18 protein-coding genes and 1 riboswitch are annotated in these 18772 nt (G+C 60.6%); of the genes, 7 read left to right on the forward strand and 11 right to left on the reverse strand.

Features of this window, described 5'->3' with window-relative positions:
• Window positions 1–85 precede the first annotated feature (85 nt).
• From IFT82_RS08410 to IFT82_RS08420, 3 genes are all read right to left on the reverse strand, one after another.
• Complete coding sequence (locus IFT82_RS08410) at window positions 86–445, reverse strand: hypothetical protein (protein ID WP_192125869.1); 360 nt, start codon at window positions 443–445, stop codon at window positions 86–88.
• Window positions 446–527: 82 nt separating this feature from the next.
• Window positions 528–917, reverse strand: coding sequence for a type II toxin-antitoxin system VapC family toxin (locus IFT82_RS08415; protein ID WP_192125870.1), 390 nt, complete (start codon window positions 915–917; stop codon window positions 528–530).
• Window positions 914–1156, reverse strand: coding sequence for an AbrB/MazE/SpoVT family DNA-binding domain-containing protein (locus tag IFT82_RS08420; RefSeq protein ID WP_192125871.1), 243 nt, complete (start codon window positions 1154–1156; stop codon window positions 914–916). Before IFT82_RS08420 ends, IFT82_RS08415 begins: the two co-directional genes overlap by 4 nt.
• Before the next feature lie 306 nt (window positions 1157–1462).
• Between IFT82_RS08420 and IFT82_RS08425 the strand changes: the two genes are divergently transcribed.
• A complete protein-coding gene (locus IFT82_RS08425) occupies window positions 1463–2479 on the forward strand; it encodes a site-specific integrase (RefSeq protein ID WP_192125872.1) in 1017 nt (338 codons plus the stop codon).
• A 152-nt stretch (window positions 2480–2631) separates the two neighbouring features.
• Here the strand turns inward: IFT82_RS08425 and IFT82_RS08430 are convergent, their stop codons facing one another.
• The gene (locus IFT82_RS08430; protein WP_192125873.1) at window positions 2632–3360 is read right to left on the reverse strand and encodes a Crp/Fnr family transcriptional regulator; all 729 of its coding nucleotides are present in this window, start codon (window positions 3358–3360) and stop codon (window positions 2632–2634) included.
• Between the two features lie 230 nt (window positions 3361–3590).
• On the opposite strand from IFT82_RS08430, the gene IFT82_RS08435 reads away from it, so the two are divergent.
• The 4 genes from IFT82_RS08435 to IFT82_RS20820 are packed head-to-tail and all read left to right on the forward strand — an operon-like array spanning window position 3591 to window position 5022.
• Window positions 3591–3974 (forward strand): hypothetical protein, encoded by a 384-nt coding sequence (locus IFT82_RS08435; protein ID WP_192125874.1) that lies wholly within the window; start codon window positions 3591–3593, stop codon window positions 3972–3974.
• On the forward strand, window positions 3971–4153 hold the full coding sequence (locus tag IFT82_RS20810; RefSeq protein ID WP_244646602.1) for a hypothetical protein: 183 nt from the start codon (window positions 3971–3973) through the stop codon (window positions 4151–4153). Before IFT82_RS08435 ends, IFT82_RS20810 begins: the two co-directional genes overlap by 4 nt.
• Window positions 4154–4162: 9 nt before the next feature.
• Window positions 4163–4522 carry a hypothetical protein gene (locus tag IFT82_RS20815; protein ID WP_244646603.1) on the forward strand — a complete coding sequence of 120 codons (360 nt, stop codon included), beginning with the start codon at window positions 4163–4165 and terminating at the stop codon, window positions 4520–4522.
• Between the two features lie 8 nt (window positions 4523–4530).
• Entirely contained in the window at window positions 4531–5022 is a 492-nt protein-coding gene (locus IFT82_RS20820; protein WP_244646604.1) for a site-specific integrase, read from the forward strand.
• Between the two features lie 63 nt (window positions 5023–5085).
• Here IFT82_RS20820 and IFT82_RS08445 read toward each other — a convergent pair whose 3' ends face one another.
• Window positions 5086–5379 carry a transposase gene (locus tag IFT82_RS08445; RefSeq protein ID WP_244646605.1) on the reverse strand — a complete coding sequence of 98 codons (294 nt, stop codon included), beginning with the start codon at window positions 5377–5379 and terminating at the stop codon, window positions 5086–5088.
• Window positions 5380–6120: 741 nt separating this feature from the next.
• Window positions 6121–6576 carry a GNAT family N-acetyltransferase gene (locus IFT82_RS08450; RefSeq protein ID WP_199860396.1) on the reverse strand — a complete coding sequence of 152 codons (456 nt, stop codon included), beginning with the start codon at window positions 6574–6576 and terminating at the stop codon, window positions 6121–6123.
• Window positions 6577–7333: 757 nt separating this feature from the next.
• Here IFT82_RS08450 and IFT82_RS08455 point away from each other — a divergent pair.
• Window positions 7334–9430 (forward strand): hypothetical protein, encoded by a 2097-nt coding sequence (locus IFT82_RS08455; RefSeq protein WP_192125875.1) that lies wholly within the window; start codon window positions 7334–7336, stop codon window positions 9428–9430.
• 585 nt (window positions 9431–10015) lie between these two features.
• Here the strand turns inward: IFT82_RS08455 and IFT82_RS08460 are convergent.
• On the reverse strand, window positions 10016–10270 hold the full coding sequence (locus IFT82_RS08460) for a hypothetical protein (protein WP_192125876.1): 255 nt from the start codon (window positions 10268–10270) through the stop codon (window positions 10016–10018).
• Between the two features lie 110 nt (window positions 10271–10380).
• Entirely contained in the window at window positions 10381–10833 is a 453-nt protein-coding gene (locus tag IFT82_RS08465) for an aminotransferase class V-fold PLP-dependent enzyme (protein ID WP_244646606.1), read from the reverse strand.
• Window positions 10834–11413: 580 nt separating this feature from the next.
• Between IFT82_RS08465 and IFT82_RS08470 the strand changes: the two genes are divergently transcribed.
• Window positions 11414–13963 (forward strand): TonB-dependent receptor plug domain-containing protein, encoded by a 2550-nt coding sequence (locus tag IFT82_RS08470; RefSeq protein WP_192125877.1) that lies wholly within the window; start codon window positions 11414–11416, stop codon window positions 13961–13963.
• Between the two features lie 91 nt (window positions 13964–14054).
• On the opposite strand, the gene IFT82_RS08475 is transcribed toward IFT82_RS08470, so the two are convergent.
• The 3 genes from IFT82_RS08475 to IFT82_RS08485 form a co-directional block, all read right to left on the reverse strand.
• The gene (locus IFT82_RS08475; RefSeq protein ID WP_244646607.1) at window positions 14055–15527 is read right to left on the reverse strand and encodes a PepSY domain-containing protein; all 1473 of its coding nucleotides are present in this window, start codon (window positions 15525–15527) and stop codon (window positions 14055–14057) included.
• Entirely contained in the window at window positions 15499–17670 is a 2172-nt protein-coding gene (locus tag IFT82_RS08480) for a TonB-dependent receptor (protein WP_192125878.1), read from the reverse strand. The genes IFT82_RS08475 and IFT82_RS08480 overlap by 29 nt, the downstream gene beginning before the upstream one ends.
• A 168-nt stretch (window positions 17671–17838) precedes the next feature.
• Window positions 17839–18079, reverse strand: a riboswitch (cobalamin riboswitch).
• Between the two features lie 82 nt (window positions 18080–18161).
• Window positions 18162–18734, reverse strand: a complete 573-nt coding sequence (locus IFT82_RS08485) for an alpha/beta hydrolase fold domain-containing protein (RefSeq protein ID WP_207105758.1) — start codon at window positions 18732–18734, stop codon at window positions 18162–18164.
• Window positions 18735–18772 lie beyond the last annotated feature (38 nt).

The raw sequence follows: 18772 nt of genomic DNA on the forward strand, positions 1-18772 counted from the left end.
TGTCAGTTCCCGATAACGGGCTGCGTCGTCGCGTAGAGGCCATTCATGAGCTGCACCGTCAGCCTATGTGAGGACCAGCAAACCGCTATTTGCCGTTCAAGGCGCGCTTCGCATCGAAGACAGCATCTGCGGCCTGGCCGCCAACCCGGTCGACGTCGCGATCGAACTGCTCAACGATACGCGGCGCGGTCAGGCCATTCAGCCCCTTGCGCAGCAGGCGCTGATATTCCTGGCGGGAGTCAGCCCTGGCAAATGTCCGGGCTTTGAATTCCGACAACGCGGCTTCGAACTTGAGTCGGTCTTTCGGGCCAAGATCGGCCTTGGCGGCCTTGAGCGTCTGGTCAAAGGCGGTTGCACTGCTGCCGTCGATCACGGTCGGCGCGCTCGTCCCGAAGCCACAGGCGGCGACGAACAGGCAGGTGGAGAGCAGGATAAGCGGTCGCATAGGATGGCTCCTTGAAGACGAGCGGGAGGTAAGGTGCCGGGGCCGGTCTGACGCCTGATGAGGTGTCGAACACGAATTGCCGTCAGCGGATGATCACGACCTTGGCGCCGACATCGCCGGCGATATCCCGCCACGCCTTGTCGGCGGTATAGGCGGCCACACCAAGCCGTTTCGCCAGCGCGAGGCAGAACCGATCGCCCAATGACAGCCCGGCGGATGCGGTAACCGATCGCAGGCCACCAGCTTCCCATGCCAGGGCATCGTCGGCCGCGACGACCGCATAGGGGAGGGTACCCAGCATGGCGCGGACTTCGTCGATCGGCGCGCCGAGATGGACGAAGTGGCTGATGACCTCGGCCTGATTGATCGCGCAGACCGAAGCGTCCGCGATCACCCCGGCGACCTTGCTGGCCCCACGCTCGCCTTTCAACAGTGCGAGGACTGCCGAGGCATCAAGCACGACATGCGTCATTCGCCGCTGTCCTCATGCCGCGCTGCCAGAAAGTCATCGACGGACGCACCGGGCTGCTGGGCGTAGCGCTTGGCAATGGCTTGTGCCTTGGCCACTGCCTGCTCCACCGTGCGCAGGATGACCCCATCAGGCGTCTCTTCGACAAGGACCGCACCGCCCTCTTCAAGCCCCAAACGTTTACGAATGCCAACCGGCAGGCTCATGCGGCCATTCGGTGTGATATTGACTTGAATCGTCATATGGCATCGCTAGCATGGAGTGGCATCGAATTCCAGATGTACCATAAAACTAGATAATAGGCGAGTATCAGTACGTACGACGAGATTGCCGCGATCAGCCACAATAGTTACTAGCGATAAGCCTGATTCCTGCTAGCTAGATGCATCGCTAAAAGCGTCGTCAAAGACGGTACGATCGGACAGGCAAATGCGGACAGAGGCCATGACGGGACGAAAGGTCATTATGCGGCGATGTGACATTCGAGAGCGCGTGGTCCGGTTAGGGTCGTCTGCACAGTGAGTGACGGTGACACACTGGACGGTCGCATGATCGAACAAGGTCTGACACTGTCAGATGATCAGGCGCTGCGGCCCTGGTTACCCGATCTCAGCCGTGACGATCAGTCGCGGGTGGACGACTTCATCACCCGCGCATCGGCGAGCGCGACCCTCCAGGCCTATCGCTCCGATTGGCGGCTGTTTTGTACCTGGTGCGAAACCCGTGGCTATCGCGCCCTGCCGGCGACCCCTGCCGTCACTGCGGCGTTCCTAACCGAACTTGCCTCGACCGGCAGTGTGCACTCCAGCGGCCGCTCCCTGTCGAAGGCGTCGATCGGGCGGCGTCTGGCAGCGATCGTATTCGCCCACCGTGCCGCCCAGGTTGATCCGCCAACCACGCAGGAAGGTGCCGCGGCTCTTGAAAAGGCGATGCGCGGTATCCGCAACACCAAACGTGGCGAGCGCCCTGCCAAAAAGCATCCGGCCGACGGTGATGTGCTGCGTGACATGGTGCGAACCATCACGGGTGATAGTCTGCAGGATCACCGTGATCGCGCGCTGCTCAGTCTTGGCATGATGGGCGCGTTCCGGCGCTCTGAGCTGGTGGCGATCGAGGTTGGGCATGTCGTGGAGGATCCGCGGGGGCTGATCATCCATATCCCGGTATCGAAAGGCGATCAGGAGGGCAGGGGGCAATCGGTTGCCATCCTCGATGGCCGCCGCATGGAGCCGGTCCGTCATTACCGTGCCTGGCTTGAGGCCGCAGCCATCAGTAGCGGTCCTGTGTTCCGACGCCTGACCCCGCATGGCCGTCTGACGGCGCATGGCATCAGTCCGCAAACCGTGGCACTCGTCGTCAAGGCGCGCGCGGCCGCAGCGGGTTATGACCCGGCACTTTTTGCCGGGCATAGTCTGCGCGCCGGCTTCCTGACCGAGGCGGGGCGACAGGGCGCCAACCTGTTCAAGATGAAGGAGCATAGCCGGCACAAGTCGCTCGAGATGCTCAGCGAATATGTTCGTGACCAGGAGGCGTTTCGCAACCATGCCGCTGAGGGCTTTGCCTGAGGGGGGAAGATAATAGTGCAGCGGCCGCGGCCAGATCAGCATCATGCCCATCTATCCTGCCGTATTATCTCGGGGAATATTTTGCATCGGCTCCGGGACAAAGCCGTAGTGAAGTGATGCAATGTTGTACTGCGATCCAGCTACAGTTGGGATCAAGCAGCAGCAGGTATCATGTGCGGGTTAAGATAACCTCCGTTGAACCCACCCATGGCCTGCAGAGCGGGAAGATCAAGAATCGTGAACCCACCCCGTTTTGATGAGATGACCGCTTGCCCACGCAGCTCCTGCGCTACCCGGTTAACATGTACCGGCGTCAATCCCAGCGCATCCGCTATCTCTTCCTGCGTCAGCGGGACGAAGTGCGATGCCATACCGTTTGGTGCGACCATCGCCATTCGCTCGGCCAGTTCGCTTAACAGGTGCGCGACACGTTCTACTGCCCGACGACGTCCCATGTTGACGATCCACGCACGCAATGTTGCATGTTCGACCAGCGAGCACCACGCCATCGCATGTCCGATCTGTGCCGACGTATGTTCCAGCTGGTTGATAGCCTGCGGCACGATATAGGCCACGCGCGTTGGCGTCAGCGCTGTGATCCCCTGATCTATCCGCGCCAGCATGGTACAACGAAGATCGCAAAGGTCACCAGGCAATAATAGCGCGGTTATCTGCCGTGCACCGTCTGGCAGCACCTTATAGCGAGCTGCCCATCCTGACATGATCAGGTTAACATGATCGGCCTTTTCGCCATCGCGAACGATATTGACGCCGCGGGCGACGTCGCGAACGTCTGTACATAAGTCCCGTAACGCCTGACGTTCTCTGTCATCAAGTCGGCAGCCATATTGTAGTCGAGTGATCAGCGGATGATCGTTCATGGCTCTCTCCTTCCTCACCTGCGTTGAGATGAAGGACGGAGATGGTAGCATCTGTTATCATTCCATCTATCCCTCAAATAGCGGATATATAGCATTCTTCCCAAAATGATACAGAGTTCAATGTAATAGCGATGAGCTAAACGATACCAGTGTAGCACACATCATGGTGGTATATTCATGCTACCACGAAACGGTAACGCACCGATGCGCGAGAAAGGGCTGATCCGAGCATGACCGAGGGGGAAATCATCGCTGACGACGCCAACGGGCCGCTGCCGTCGGCTGTCCGTAAGCGCGACCGTCCACGGCTTCGAACTTCACCGGCCCCGACCGCGACTGAGCGGACCCGGCCCGGTATGGAAAAGGCCATCGAACGGTTGCTTGAAGCAGCGATGCGCGGCGAAACCGGCCATGGGATCCGTCGCTGGCCGGTCACCTCGCTTAGCGAGCTGCGCGATGCGATCGACGCCGCGATCGAGGTCGTCACCGAATCTGGCGACGCCGACATTGGCGTGGGTCCGGCCGATCTCGTGCTGGCACACTTCCCGCGCGGTGATGGCAAGCCTTACCGGCTGAGCATTCGCGAGCCTGTCCGTCTCGACGACGACCAATGACCAGCAACGCGGAAGAAGAGGATGGGGCAGGGGGCACGGCCCTCGCGCTGATCGCAGCCGCGATCGGTGCGGAACAACCGCTGCTGACCGGCATCACCGCGGAGGATGACGCGCGGGTGCAGGCGTATGTCGCGCGCGCCTCGGCCGCGTCGACCATACGCGCCTACCGATCGGACTGACGGCTGTTCATGGCGTGGTGCGCGGCGCGTGGCTACCGGCCGCTGTCGGCGACGCCGGAAGTGACCGGCGCTCACCTCGCCGAGATCGCCGAGATCGGCACGACCTTCTCGGCGGGGCGGCCACTGTCCAAGGCGTCGATCGAGCGCCGGCTGGCCGCGATCGTGTTCGTCCACCGCGCAGCCGGGCTCGAGCCGCCCACCACGCAGACCGGCGCCGCCACCCTCACCACGATGATGCGCGGGATCCGCAACGCCAAGCGCGCGAACAAGCCCGGCAATAAGCGCCGTGCCGACGCCGACGTGCTGCGCGACATCATCCGCGGGATCACCGGCGACACTATGTTGAGCTACGCGATCGCGCGCTGCTGACGATGGGGATGATGGGCGCATTCCACCGTTCCGAGCTGGTCCGGATCCGGGTCAAGGACATCGCCCCGCATCCGCGCGGACTGACAGTGACGATCCCGTTCTCCAAGGGCGACCAGGGCGGGGCAGGGCAGTCGGTCGCCATTCTGGAGGGGCGGCGGATCGAACCGGTGCGCCATTACCGCGCCTGGGTGGAGGCGGCCGGGATCAGTGAGGGGAGGGTGTTTCGCCGGCTGACGCCGCATGGACGGGTCACGGACACCGCGCTCAGCGAGCAGTCGGTGGCGCTGGTGATGAAGAAGCGCGCTGCAGCGGTGGGCTACGACCCGGCACTTTTTGCCGGCCATTCCCTTCGCGCCGGCTTCCTCACCGAGGCGGGCAGGACCGGCGCCACCCTGTTCAAGATGAAGGAACACAGCCGGCACAAGTCGATCGAAATGCTCAGCGCCTATGTCCGCGACGAAGAAGCGTTCCGTAATCACGCTGCCGAGGGCTTCGCGTAACCCTATGCGGGAAGGGGCTGTGACGGCGAGTGATCGGCTGCCGTTACCGGCAAAAGGTGCAGCCTAGTCGCCGTCGTCGTCGATGAGCTTCTGGACGCGACCGATCGGGGTATCATCGATGGGTCGGATCGTCTCTCCGCAGCCCGGGCATTCGATGGTTCTCTCAAGACGCAGCGTCTTGTACTGCACGTTCAAGGTACGCCCGCAAACCGGGCATTCCATCTGTGCGGCGATGTCGTCGAGTTCGTGCGCCATGTCACCTGTCATAGTCCAGGTGAGGTGTTCCCGGAAGCTGCCGCGCCGGAGCGAAGCTGATGCCTGATCCGGCTGCTCATCAACAGCGACCGGGATGGCCAAGGGTGTCGCACAAACGATCGGGAATTAAGGCGCCGGATCGACGACAACCAATGGCCGAAAGTGGTGGAGAGCAGACGTCCGTCTTGACGAGACATTTGTCGACGCCGATGGCACTATGATGGTGTCACGTTCAACCTGGCTACGACGTGGACTGCTTCTATTTTCGGCAGTGTTGTGGTGCGGGGCGTTGCGGAGCAGCGGCCTGATAAGCTCGCTATCATCGTGTCGATCGCTGCTGCTTTCATCGCTGTAGGTGCGATCGGATGGCTATTCGCTAACCGGCGAGAACATCGCTAAATGGCCATGTTTGGTGGTGAGCCAACATCAGATCGAGCCGCTATCGCTTCTGGCATGGTCGTGGAAGGCTCGAAGGTGACAATTATTTTTCTCAGAGAATAGCCGTGAGTACGAATATCTGCGAGCGTGCCTTTGCCCATCCCAAGCTCAAGTCGTGGGTCATCGGCGCGGACCGTAGACGTTAGCCTACAAGGTGTATGAGCTGGAGGCAGATTTGCCCCGTCTACTTCGGCTGTGGTCGCGAAACATCTATCGCTGCCTGAGAAGATATAAAGCATTGTCATCCGAGTACCCTCAAGGCAGAGGTTAAGCCTCCAAGTTGCCGGATGCTGCGAATGTCCGCAAATAGGCTCCCCGAGACTAACGGTTTCCAGCCCCGCTTATCCCCTGCGAAGGTCGCGGGTTGGTGGCATCAGACATAGTGGCTGCCGCGAGTATTGGTGATCAGCCCAAGGTTTTGGCCATATAGACGCGCTTTAGACCAGCTTCCTCGCCTCGGTGCGTTTCAAGATACCCGATCTGGGCGTACAGATCGATGTTTTCTGTCATGACCTCGTTCGTATAAAGCGTGATGGACCGGTAGCCACGTTCTCTTGCGATCTTATCGGCGTATTCGATTAGCTTGCGACCCAAACCCCGTCTTTGAGCCGAAGGCGCAACCGCTATGTTGTCCAGCAGCATGGCGTGATCTTCGGGAATAAGCACGAGGATCGCCTGAACGCTCCCGTCGCGGTCGACCACATGCACGCGGCTCGATCCAATTAAGGCGCTATAGTCATCCGTCATTGGTCCGGGCTTACGGCCTAAGCGTTCAACATAGGGGGAATAGGCGCGCCATACGATGTCCTCGACGGACGGCAGGTCGCTGAGCACAGCGAGGCGGGGTTGGAACAGCATCATGCCTGTTGGCACAGCGACCTCGCGAACGGAATGGCTGCTTGTGGGCGTTAACGGAAGGGCCGCTTTCGGGGAGGCGGTAGATGATAGCCGACTTTGCGCGGGGTGGCTGCCTTTCCTGAGAGCCCAACCGATAATTAATTCCAAGCCATATCATTGGCTTACCTTCCACCACCGATTGGAAGACCACGGTGGGATTGGGCTACACGACCCCTACCGCTAATATCACCAGGCAGGCTAGGCCAAGCTGCGCAGCAGCCATGTGTGCTGACATCAATGCCGTGCATATGGCCATATGGTATCGGCGGGCCATAATTCCCGTTTAGGCTCTGATTAGGAATGGTCAGAGAGGCAGCCTAGGCTTTCCCATTGTGATCGAGTTTCAGAAAAATGGCACCTGTCCGCCTCAGGTTCAAGGGTGACGGAAAACCCTTGAAGCGGGGTTGCCGCACAGCAGATCAATCCGGCAGCGTTTGTCGTATATTTGATGTGGCACGAGTTGGCGACCCGTTCGGCGGATTCGCCGCTGTCGTCAATCATGTCTTTTCCGGCAGGGCGTTGCGGGCGGTAGGCGCTCACGCAGCCGGGCTAATTTCGCCCAATGCAGTGCATCTGGGCATCGGCAAGGGCTTCAGAAACGACAATGGGAGCACCGCAAGCCTTTCCGCAGCCGAAGTAAACCGCTACCCCGCTCACATAGTGAGGGCATGGCCATATGTTAGATAGAAGAAGTGCGCTGTCAGGACTTGTCAGTGGAGCTTTGGCGGCAAGTGCCGTACTGCCAGCATCCGCTCAAGGTGCTGAAGAGCAGCCGAAAGATGGGCTTCTTTTGGAAAGCTCAGTTTTCCGGATTTCGATCGATCGTAACACGGGTGCACTGATCTCGATCATCAACCCTACCGACACTGCCGCTATGAGCTGGGTCGGCGGGCCACAGAATGCTCCTTGGCAGCCGCGCAGCTCATTGTGGGGCCTTGGCTTTGCTGATCTTGGTGCAGGTCAACTTCATCGTGGACGATGGGGTGAACCAACCTCGATCCGTCAGATCGGCAACACTGGCGTTGTAATCAGCTATCAGCTTGGATCGCTGTTGGTAGAAGTCGATCGGAAACTGGTCGGCGATGCGCTTGAAGAAAGCTATATTTTCCGAAACACTGGTAATAAGCCTATTTCGATGCGGGAGCGCGGTAAGGCATCGCTTGCAATCTATATGCCGTGCAATGACCATTACACTAGTGCCACAGACGTGCTGGAGAACCGCGCGCATGCCCACATCTGGACCGGTGGCTCATCGTCGTGGATCGCAATGCTGCGGATGGGCGGTCGGGCGCCGCACCTCGGCTTGGTTGTTACCCAGGGCGCGTTGGATGGCTATAGCATCGAGGATCGCGATCAGGTGACGCTGTCCAACACACGCGGAACGATCCTAGTCCACCCGGCAATCGACACGCTCCAGCCAGGACAAAGCGCGACCGTCAGCTGGACGATGTTCTGGCACAAGGGCTGGCAGGATTTCTTTGCCCAAGCGCTCCGCCGTTCGCAGCAGATGGTCCGCATCGATGCGTCGGACTGGACCAGTTTTCCAGGCGAGACGTCCACGCTGACCTTCCAAGGACAGCTGGGCAGTTCCCCAGCGCTGAAGATAGGCGACATATCCGTTCCGCTACGACGAACGTCCAAGGGATGGCAGGCAAATGTCGCAGCAGGAGAAGTTGGTGAGCATATCGCCACGCTTCGGTATGGCAGCGGTCTGGCTACTCGAGCAGTCCTCAATACCGTTCCGGATCTGCGCACCACCGTTGCCGCCCGGGTTGAATTCATCGCTCAGCGCCAACAATGGCACAAAGCCGGCGATCCTTGGGACGGAGCCTACATCGTCTTCGACAACGAAGCGGATGTGCCTGCCAGATGGGAACGGGCCAGCGACCGCAACAGCGGCCGGGAGCGGGTCGGTATGGGTGTATTACTTGCCAAATGGCTGGCAGAAACCAAATCACCAAATGTCGAGATTCGGCACTCGCTCGACCGTTACTATAGCTTCGTCTGTTCCCATCTGCAGCGTGAAGACGGATATGTATTCGACGATGCGGATCAGCCGCGAAAGCGCCTCTATAACTGGCCATGGGTCATGCAATTGCACCTCGCAATGTCAGGCCTGACACAAGACGCAGCGCCATTGCGCCGCTTTGCGGCCACCGTCGAAAGTTTCTATCGCGAAGGCGGCGTAGAATTCTATCCAATCGGCTTGCCGGTAGCCGAAGGGTTGCAGGCGCTGAACGCTGCCGGAATGATGGCAGAGCATGCTCGTATATCTGCCTTGTTCGTGCAGCACGGTGACCGACTGATGCAGCGAGGTACCCAATATCCTGCCTCTGAAGTGAATTACGAACAGTCGATTGTGGCGCCGGCCGCTATCATCCTGCTCGAACTTCATCAGGCGACGGGCAATGTGAAGTGGCTCCGCGGTGCGCAGCCACACATCGAACTTCTTGAGCTGTTTGACGGTCAACAACCCGATCACCATCTGAACGGCATCTCGATCCGACACTGGGACGGTTATTGGTTCGGCAAGGCGAAAATGTGGGGTGATACCTTTCCTCACTATTGGAGCAGTCTCAATGCCCTCGCCTGGGACATGCAAGGGCGGGCCACCGGAGATCGCCGCTGGCAGCCGATGGCTCGTAAGACGTTGCGCAACAATCTCAGCCTGTTCACCGCAGATGGACGAGCATCGGCCGCCTTCATTTATCCAACCACCGTGAATGGCCGACCCGGCTACTTTGCTGATCCATATGCAAATGACCAGGATTGGACACTCGTACACGCTTTACAACTCAAGAACGGAGGGCCGGTGTAGCAGTGTAAAGCTGATCTTCAACACGGCTGACTTGCAGAGCCTTGTAAGCGACCATCGGCTTTGGCTAAACACACCTTCTATATTCGATGGTAATTGCACATCGATAAAAAAATCCAATAATTACGAGTTAAAACTACCAGGCGCATGTCCGGTTATTTATAAATATGTTCAAGGTCAGAATGGCGGCTTTCCTTTCCATTATCGCCATTCAGCGGTCAGATGGTTGGGAAAGCCAGTTTCAATCATGACTGTACGACAGACAGGTGTTTTCGGCCGGTATCATCCCGATGTCGCAAAACGCCGTCGCCAACCCCGATTGGCAACTATCTTGTGTTTTCGTCACACCTGCGCTGGAACGCTACCTGCGGCAATACTCATGCAAGCGATCCTTTCTTGGCGTGAAATCCATTCGTTCGAAACCTGCGAAATCTTGCTGTCTACGCCATTCGTAGCTGGGGTGCCTGAAATGAATGGCCGCATCGAGGTGCGCGTCCAGCATCAGTAGCTGCTGGTGGAGCGAGGTCACCGGCGACGGTCACTGTTCACTTGCGCGCCTTGGCGGCCGATCGTGTTTTCGCCTTGTAGTCAGGTAAACATAGCGGGTTCTGCCCAAATAGCATCCACCAGTCGATCAAGTTCGCTGCTCGTATTGAATAAGGCGGGCGTCACCCGCAGCACTGGCCCGGATGCCAGCCCCTTTTTAGCGACGACGAGAAATTGATGCTTTGCAAGGAAACTCTGCTGCGCAGCGCGCGCCTGATCCCAACTTTTTTGACCGGGTAGTCTAAAGGCATCGATGACAGCACACAGATCTAGTTCTTCGGAATGAACCAGTTGCACCCCAGATAGGCTACGAACGCCGCTCGTCCAGTGTTCGCGTTTGGCCGCCAGGATTTCCAGCTTGCGCGCCTGCTCTAATGAACGATGCTCGCTGATAGCGGCGGGTATGGTTAGCCGTGCTGCGAGTCGACGGTGCCGGTCGGCACACGAGCGCGAATATCGTCATCCTTGTGGATATGATTTCCCAGCCACGGCGTGATGTCGCTCAGGCGTCCGCGGCGGATGTACAGCGCACCGGTGCCGAGTGGGGCAGCCACCCATTTGTGCAGGCTGAACCCCATGAAATCGATACCAAGGTTGTCCACGGCGACAGGCAGCAAACCGACAGACTGTGCGCTGTCGAGGATACCATCGACGTTCCGTTTCCGGGCCATCGCCGCAATCTCGCGGATTGGCAGGACGAGCCCACTGCGGTTCGACACATGCGTCAGGAGCAACAGTCGCGCCTGCGGTGTTTCGCGCAAGGCTTTCTCGTAGGCTGCAAGGATGTTGGCTGTCGTCGAGGGCTCCGGGATGGCGATACGGACATGTTGCGCGTCGCGGGATGATGCGAGATACGCCATGGCGTGCTGCATCTCCTCGTAATCGACGTGGGCAGTAATGATCGCCTCACCGGCCTTCAGGAGCCGTTAATTGACGATGAGGCCGTAGAGCGCTTCCGTCCCTCCGCCGCATAACGCGACCTCATCTGTATGAGCTCCAATGAGGCTGGCAACGCTGTCGGTGGACTGATGCAAACGCTCGTCTCGGGACGGCCCTGGCAGGGCGCTACGTAAAACAGCGCATTGTTACGGTTTACCCACTCGCCATGACAACGATACGTCGCAGCGACTGTCCGCTTCATCGCGCCATAATAAGCAGCGTCGAAATTGGTGAAGCGGCAATCAACGTCGTAGCGCGCCGGTACATCATTTACTGCACTTTCGGGTGCTGACAGCGCTTCGGTGAGCGAGGCTCCTGCAGCGGTGCCACCAACCATCTTCATGAATGCTCTTCGTCCGTTCAACTCAGCGCCTCCAGCTTGACCCTCATCGATCCCCGGGTCAAAGCCCATCAGGATACAAGATAACATTACGTGACAAGGGGTTTAGCGTGAATTCTCGTGTATGTCGTGCAGCATTGCTGCTTTCGGCCGCTGCGTCGATGCCCGCCCTGGCGCAGGAACGTGATCCCTCGGTCGAGACCGAAGGCGAGGCGATCATCGTCACTGGTAGCCGGTTTGGCGGACGGACGTCGACACAGTCATCGACGCCAGTCGACTCAATCGGAAGAGACCAACTTCAGCAGAGCGGTCGGGTCGATCTTATCCAGCAGCTCAAGGTCGAGGTACCAAGCTTCAACACGCCTCGGCCGTTGGGATCTGGCGTTGGCGATTACCTGGTGCCGCCATCGCTGCGCGGTCTTGGACCGGGTGAGGTTCTGGTGCTGGTTAACGGCAAGCGACGTCACACCGCGAGCGATCTTAATTCCAGCAATGGCATTGGGCGAGGCGATGTCTCGGTCGATTTCAACGCCATTCCCTCTTTCGCACTATCGCGCGCGGAGGTGCTGCGCGATGGCGCGTCTGCGCAGTATGGGTCGGATGCGATTTCAGGCGTCATCAATCTCATCCTCGACCGCTCGGTCGGAACAAGTGCGCAGGTCACTGGTGGTATCACGACCAAAGGGGATGGTGCTTACGGCGAGGCCAGTGTTTCGTCGGGTATTCGCGTGAGCAAGGACGGTGTGTTCCGGTTGACTGCGTCGTTCCAGCAGCATGAAGGAACGGACAGGTCCCGGCCAGATACCCGGCAGCAGTATTTCGGGACGAACGCTGCGGGAAGGCCCACCGCAATCTCAGGCAACTACGGCTCGGGCACCGGCCTGACGCCGTCGAACGGCACGCTCGACCCGCGCGAGGCGACGATCGATCGCAACGTGTTCCGCTTCGGAGATCAGCCTAATACGAACGCACAGCTGTTCTACAACTTCGTCGCCCCAGCCTCAGAGAATGTCGAGCTCTATGCGTTTGGTGGGTACAACCGCCTCGATGGCGACATCGAGTATTTTTTCCGTCGCGCTGGTCAGGACGAGACCATACGCAGCATCAACCCGGACGGGTATCGGCCCATCCTTGATTCCAAGATCGAGAATTTGTCGACAGCGATTGGACTGCGCGGTGACAATCTTGCGGGATTTGGCTGGGACCTATCGACGGTCTACGGCCTCAACACGCAGGACCTAAATTACGACAATAGCGTCAACGTCTCTTACGGGGCATCGACGCCGCGGCGGTTCAACCGGCTACGCTCCGATTTCTACCAGTGGACGAATAATCTCGATGTGACACGCGAGATATCGCTGAGTGACGCCGAACCGCTCAAAGTTGCTGCAGGCCTCGAATATCGTGAGGAAACCTATCGCCTGTTTTCCGGGGCATCCGCAGGGTATCTGAACGGCGGTGTGCCGATCCTCGATGGGCCGAATGCCGGACGGCCGGCGATCATCGGTGCGCAGCCGGGTCCTAGCAACAGTGCCGATGATCGTGCCTCTCTTAGCCGTCGCAGCTGGGCGGTATACGGCGATGCAGAGAAGACATTGTTCGATCGGCTGCTCCTGCAGGGTACCGTGCGGCACGAAAACTACAGCGACTTCGGGAGCACGACGAATTTCAAGGTGGCCGGACGGCTCGGCTTGTTTGGCGGGTTGGCAGCCCGTGCATCGTACAACACAGGCTTCCGGGCGCCTGCGCTCGCGCAATCGGGTTATAACGCCTCCAATACGCTGATCCTGAGCGGCCAGCAGGCGATCGTGCGGGTGGCGTCCGTCGACAGTCCGGCAGCGCGCCTAGCCGGGGCTACCGACCTCAAGCCTGAGCAGTCGCGCAACGTTTCGGCGGGTGTCGTCCTCGAAGCTGGTAGCTTCTCGGCAACGCTCGATGCCTATCAGATCAAGGTCCGCGACCGCATTGCGATCTCTTCCACCTTCCAGGACACGCGGCTGACCAGCTTCCTTGCGGTCAATGGCCAGGGCAATTTCAGCGCTCTGTCCTACCTGACTAATGCCGTCGATACGAAAACCCGGGGGGTGGACCTAGTCGTCAACTATCGGACCCGCATCGCGGACGGAATGTTCAGCGGAACGCTCGCCGGTAATTACAACAAGACCGTCTTCGATCGTATTGCAGGGACACCTGCGCCGCTCGCCGCGCTTGGTATCACCACCCCCCTGTTTGACGTGACGCAACAGCTGCGCTTCTCGGACAGCCTGCCGCGAACCAAGGTAACGCTTGACCTTAACTACTCGCGCGGACCGTTAGCAATCTCGCTGACAAACACGCGCTACGGCGAGGTATCGACCGTGGCGCTGACCAACCGTACCCCAGCCCAGATCGCGGCACTCACGCCGGGTTATGACGTCACCTTCGTGCCAGTATCCGCGACCAGCGCGAACTCTGACATCATCCAGCGCTTCGGCGCTGACGTGCTGACAGACATCGAGGTTTCGTGGCAGGCGACACGCCTGCTCCGCTTAAGCGCAGGCGCCCAGAACGTGTTCGACGTTTACCCGGACGAAAACATCGCGTCGAGCACGGCTTCGGTTGCGGCCGGGACCAACGGGGCCGACAATGCCGGGACCCAACCCTATAACGCAGTTTCGCCATTTGGCTTTGGTGGACGAACGATGTTTGTCCGGATGGGCCTCAGCTTTTGACAGTCGATGCCCCGTCGTCGAGCCTATGCGTGCAGGGTCACCTACGCAGCAGACACCTCCCGCCTGCACGCTACACGGGGGTTCCCGCGGTTCATCGTGCGAGCCTTTGCCATCCTAGCCAAATGCCGCTTATCGATGTCACCACACCGGCGATCGAGAACAGCCAGATCAGACCATCCCAGGCCGGGCGGTGCAGCGTCAGCGTGTTCAGATCCCATTTGTGGAGGAGGTCGAATACCCAGCGGTACGCCCTCTGTCGTTCATCGACCGTCCGGAGAACTTCCCCGGTAGCGGGATCGATATAGAACCAAGTCTGTGCCGGATCGGCGAAACGCAGCTGCAACACTGGCAGACGCGGTAGCATCCCAACCGCATACCAATAGGCATCGGGCGCCGTCAGGCGATCGACCGAGAGTAGCGGCGCAGGGCGCTCCAGATGACGTACGGCCCTCACGATGGCCACCTCTGTAGCTTGGGATGGCGCGAGTGTTGCCGCATTCAACACTACTCGCCGCCCGTCGTGATAGGTCAGCAGGATGAGCGGAGTTCTCGCATGGTCAGTCAACGCCGCTACAACCGCACCCTCGCCTGATATGCCGAGCCGGTCGAGTGCCAGGCCCGGTATCGGATCGGACGCCTGATATCTACGCATCGCCGCCTCGTCTGGCTTCGTCCCGCGAAACAGATGGCCGGGGTCGACCGACAACCACCCGCTGAAGATCCAGGCGACAAGGAAGGCACCACCCATCAGCCCCGCGACATGATGCCACAGCATCCAGCCGTCGTAGGGCGTCATTCGTCCGCCTTTGAAGCGCCGTGCGCCGATGCGGGTCCGCAGGATGCCGATCCACATTCCCGCGACCGCCGCGGCGATGCAGGGACCAGACACCCATAGCACGACCTGACGCCAAGCCGTTTGATCCTGTCTTAGAGCCGTCGGATAGAGCCAGTGCGGCACCGAGCCGAGCCAATTCCAGAACCGCTCGCGACGAGTGGTCACTTGAACGACGGCGCCCGTATTCGAGGACACATAGGCCTCCGTGCCGGACGCGTCGGCAAGCGCAACCTTCCAAAGGGGACGGTGCCGATCGAAGCCGCCAGCAACCGTCCACTGATCCCGGGTCAGCCGTTCTACGTGCTTCGTCGGTGCGTTTGCAAAGCGGCCAGCGACCCGACCGGCGTAAAGAGCATCGACGGGTCGCAGGACGGTACCGCGACTGGCTGCGAAAGTGGTATGCGTTCCATCCCACCCGGTCACGCGCCAAACAGGCGCGCCGTCGCGCATCTCGAGCAACAGCTCCTGCGGTAGCCGTCCGCCGTCTAGCGGGGGCGGCACGTTCACTGCTGCCCAGTCGATCGCCTCGCTCCCAGCCAGCTTCTCGGCTGGCGAGAGGGACGGATAGGGCACGTAGAACATCACCAGCCCGGACAGAAACCACATGGCGAAGAACAGGCAGCTGGCGATGCCGATCCAGCGATGAACGAGGTACAGCCAGCGGAGGGCAGTCTTGCCAAGCACCAGCCGCCTGAGGGCGTTAAAAGCTGGCACGAAGTGAAACGTCAACCGAGCGGGGACGGCCAAGGACCCACTGCTGATTGTTGTACGTGCTTAGCGCGTAGTCCCGGTCAAAAAGGTTGTAGCCGTGGATATTGACCGCGAGGCGTGGCGTCACCGCATAGGAAAGCGTGGCATCGACCACGGTGTAGCTGGGGACGCGGAACGCATTGGCGTTGTCCGAATAGCGGCGCCCGACGTAGCGCAGCCCGGCGCGCGTCTGGAGCGCACGCGTGGCGTTCCAGCGCAGCCAGAGATTGGCCAGCGTTTCGGGCACGTCGGGCGGGATGTTGCCGTCGAAGCTGGTGCCGCCCGAGGTGAAGTCGTCGAACCGCGCGTCGAGCACGCTGCCGTTTGCATCGATCCCGACGCCGTAAGGCAGATCGAGCGACACCGCAGCCTCAATACCCTTGGCCGATCGTTGGCCGACCTGCTCGACCGGGCTCGTCGGGGTCAACTGTGCCAGCAAGCGTTTCTTGACGATGCGGTAGGCGGCGAGGGTGGCGGTGCCGCGACCGTCAAGGAACACAGCCTTGCCGCCGACCTCGACTTGGTCGCCGACAGCGTTGCTGAACTGCACCTGCCCGGTCGAATAGGTGGTCAGCGTCCCCAGCGGGTCTACGCCGGTGGCATATTGCGCATAGAGCGACACCGTCGGGATCGGCTGATAGACGCTCCCGACCCGCCAGGTCACGTTATGCAGCCGCTTGTCGAGCGCGAACGTCTCGGTGCTTGCGCCGCCTGGATAGTCGATCGACCAGCGGCGAATCTTGTCGCGCTCGTAGCGCACGCCACCGACGATCGAGACGTGCGTGCCGAGCTTCAGCCGGTCCTCGGCGAAGACCGCATATTCGTTGGTGCGCGTACGATAGCGCGGTGCGATCCCCTGCGTATCGACGATCAGACCGGGATTGAACGCTAAAGGATCGACCTCCGAAACCTGGGAATCCGAACCGAAGTTGTGGGAGTAGGTGAGTTTGATGAGGTTGACGTCGAAGCCCATCACAAGGTCGTTGCTGACGCCATCGGTGATGCCTGTCCGGATCGTCACGCTGCCCTGATCGCCCCACTGCGTCTGGTCGTGGACGATGCCGGTCATGTCGGTACGCAGGATGCTGCCCGGTGTGCCGGTGTTGCCACTGCCGTTGGCGCAGACGCCGTCCGCGGCGATCCAGCAATAGCTTTCAAGATTGAGCCAGGAGCGTTTGGAGGTGAGACGATAGGCCTGGTTGCTGACGGTGACGGCATCGCTCGGCGTCCAGTCGACCTGCAGGCTGGTACGGTTGTCGCGGTAGCGGATAAAGCCGTCGCGTGTGTTGTAGTTGCGGTCCCGGATGCGGTCGTCGAGCCGTCCCTCGATCAGCGGCGTGCCGAAATAGCGCATCGGCTTCTGGTCGCCGTAATCGTCGCGCGCGGTGACGACGAGCGTGTCGGTCGGTGCCCAGCGCAGCGTGCCCGAGACGGCATGGCTGCGCGACTGGCCACGATCGACATAGCCGTCGGACCGACGATAGCTGCCGTCGATGCGGTACGAGAGGCGCTCGGTGATTGGCCCGCCTGCGCCCGCCGCAACATGGAAGCTGTCCTGCGAACCATAGCCGATCTCGCCTTCCACCTGCGTCCGCTGCGTATGGGGTTTGCGCATCAGGACATTGACCGCGCCGCCCAGCGCGCCCTGGCCGTAGAGCACCGAGGCCGGACCGCTCAGGATGTCGATCCGCTCGACCATCCACGGATCGGTCGGAAAGGTTATCGTGCCCGCCGCCGGGAACAGCCGTACGCCGTCGATGAGCTGGACCACGGATCCCTGACCGCTGAAGCCCCGCGCGGCGAGCGCGGTGCCGCCATTGCCGGGGTTGCCCGCGTTGCTGATGCCCGGTGCGCGGCTCGTCGCGTCGATCACCGACAGGTCGCCGCGTGCGCGGATTGTGGCGCCATCGATGACCGAGATCGTCGCGGGGGTCTCTAGCGGCGTGAGGCTAAGGCGGCTGCCGGTCGCGTTCGGCGTGGTGAGCGTGTCGCGCGCCTGCTGGCCGACGACCAGAATATCCTCATTGTCGGAGGCAGGCAACGACTGAGCGCCGAGCGGTGCTGCGAACACAGGCGACAGGAAAGCCCCCGCGACCGCGAGGCGAGACAATAGGAATGGCATTACGGTAATCCCCGGGGCGTCGAGCGAACCCGGCAGGGACCTCCCGCGAACGGCCGGCATCCGCGCCAGCCGGACGCCATCGCGACCGGCACGCATGCCCGTGCGGTCCCCACCGCACACGTCGTCGCTCGACGGAGTACCGTGCCGCGGCCACCCCCTGGGCCAGGCAAGAGCGACCAGACGCCGGCAGGTCTCCTGGCTCGCGGGTTATCACACGATGCACGGCCTTCCCAAGCCTTTATGACGTAATGTCCGGCCCAGTGGCTGCCCCTTCCTGCGAAGGAAGAAGCGATGTGCATCGCGCTCGCCGCTTACAGTTGCAGGGACAGCCTCGGATTCAGGCGGCGAACCACCCTCACCGCGTTCCCTATTAAGTCCCTCTCAGGACACCGACGCGATCATGCCAGCCTGCTTCAAAAGCAAATCAGCGGCGCCGATGTATCCCGATCAATGCCTTTGGGCAATCGCCATAGCCGAACGCTACGGTCTGGCTATTTCGCTGCGGTTTTAACGAGACCGTGGAATTGCAACCACCAGACAAGCTCGTCGAACCAGTGGTCGCTCGTCGTACCTTTCGCGTGCAGATCGAACCCGTGGCCACCTCGTTCGTACAAATGCAGCTCGGCCGAAGCTCCTGCCTGCCGCCATGCAGTGTAGAGCAGCACGGGATCGTTTCGCAGATATTCGTCATCGGCCGCGCCGGCGATGAATGCCGGAGGCGCATCTCTCGAGACCGGCGTGCGCAGCCCGCCATAGATCAGGCCTACAAAGTCAGGCCGCAACGCTTTGGCGCCGATTGCCAGATCGGCCGCAAGATACGCGCCCGCTGAAAATCCAATCACGCCAACCTTGTGAGGATCGATGCCCCACTCGCGTGCGCGCTGCCGGACGATCGCCATGGCTCGCGCGCCGTCCTCGATCGCATGAGGCTCGCCGGCGAAGCGCGGCATCTCCACCGGTCTGCCCGTCTCCGTCCGCGACATGACGATACCCATTTCTTTCATATGGACATCCGGCATCCGCATCGGCCCGTCGCCGCTCCGGATCGTCCGGTACTTCAACACGAAGGCGGTGATGCCGCGATCGGCAATGCCCGCGCCAC

Origin of the sequence: Sphingomonas sp. CFBP 8760 (assembly GCF_014841615.1) — a bacterium.
In the GTDB taxonomy this organism is placed as follows: Bacteria; Pseudomonadota; Alphaproteobacteria; order Sphingomonadales; family Sphingomonadaceae; genus Sphingomonas.

Excerpts from the sequence above, each read along its gene's own strand:
- IFT82_RS08415 (WP_192125870.1), bottom strand. The coding sequence starts at position 917 with ATGACGCATGTCGTGCTTGATGCCTCGGCAGTCCTCGCACTGTTGAAA.
- IFT82_RS20820 (WP_244646604.1), top strand. The coding sequence starts at position 4,531 with ATGATGGGCGCATTCCACCGTTCCGAGCTGGTCCGGATCCGGGTCAAG.
- IFT82_RS08480 (WP_192125878.1), bottom strand. The coding sequence starts at position 17,670 with ATGCCATTCCTATTGTCTCGCCTCGCGGTCGCGGGGGCTTTCCTGTCG.
- IFT82_RS08430 (WP_192125873.1), bottom strand. The coding sequence starts at position 3,360 with ATGAACGATCATCCGCTGATCACTCGACTACAATATGGCTGCCGACTT.
- IFT82_RS08465 (WP_244646606.1), bottom strand. The coding sequence starts at position 10,833 with ATGGCGTATCTCGCATCATCCCGCGACGCGCAACATGTCCGTATCGCC.
- IFT82_RS08450 (WP_199860396.1), bottom strand. The coding sequence starts at position 6,576 with ATGATGCTGTTCCAACCCCGCCTCGCTGTGCTCAGCGACCTGCCGTCC.
- IFT82_RS08470 (WP_192125877.1), top strand. The coding sequence starts at position 11,414 with ATGCCCGCCCTGGCGCAGGAACGTGATCCCTCGGTCGAGACCGAAGGC.
- IFT82_RS08425 (WP_192125872.1), top strand. The coding sequence starts at position 1,463 with ATGATCGAACAAGGTCTGACACTGTCAGATGATCAGGCGCTGCGGCCC.
- IFT82_RS08435 (WP_192125874.1), top strand. The coding sequence starts at position 3,591 with ATGACCGAGGGGGAAATCATCGCTGACGACGCCAACGGGCCGCTGCCG.
- IFT82_RS20815 (WP_244646603.1), top strand. The coding sequence starts at position 4,163 with ATGGCGTGGTGCGCGGCGCGTGGCTACCGGCCGCTGTCGGCGACGCCG.
- IFT82_RS20810 (WP_244646602.1), top strand. The coding sequence starts at position 3,971 with ATGACCAGCAACGCGGAAGAAGAGGATGGGGCAGGGGGCACGGCCCTC.
- IFT82_RS08410 (WP_192125869.1), bottom strand. The coding sequence starts at position 445 with ATGCGACCGCTTATCCTGCTCTCCACCTGCCTGTTCGTCGCCGCCTGT.
- IFT82_RS08420 (WP_192125871.1), bottom strand. The coding sequence starts at position 1,156 with ATGACGATTCAAGTCAATATCACACCGAATGGCCGCATGAGCCTGCCG.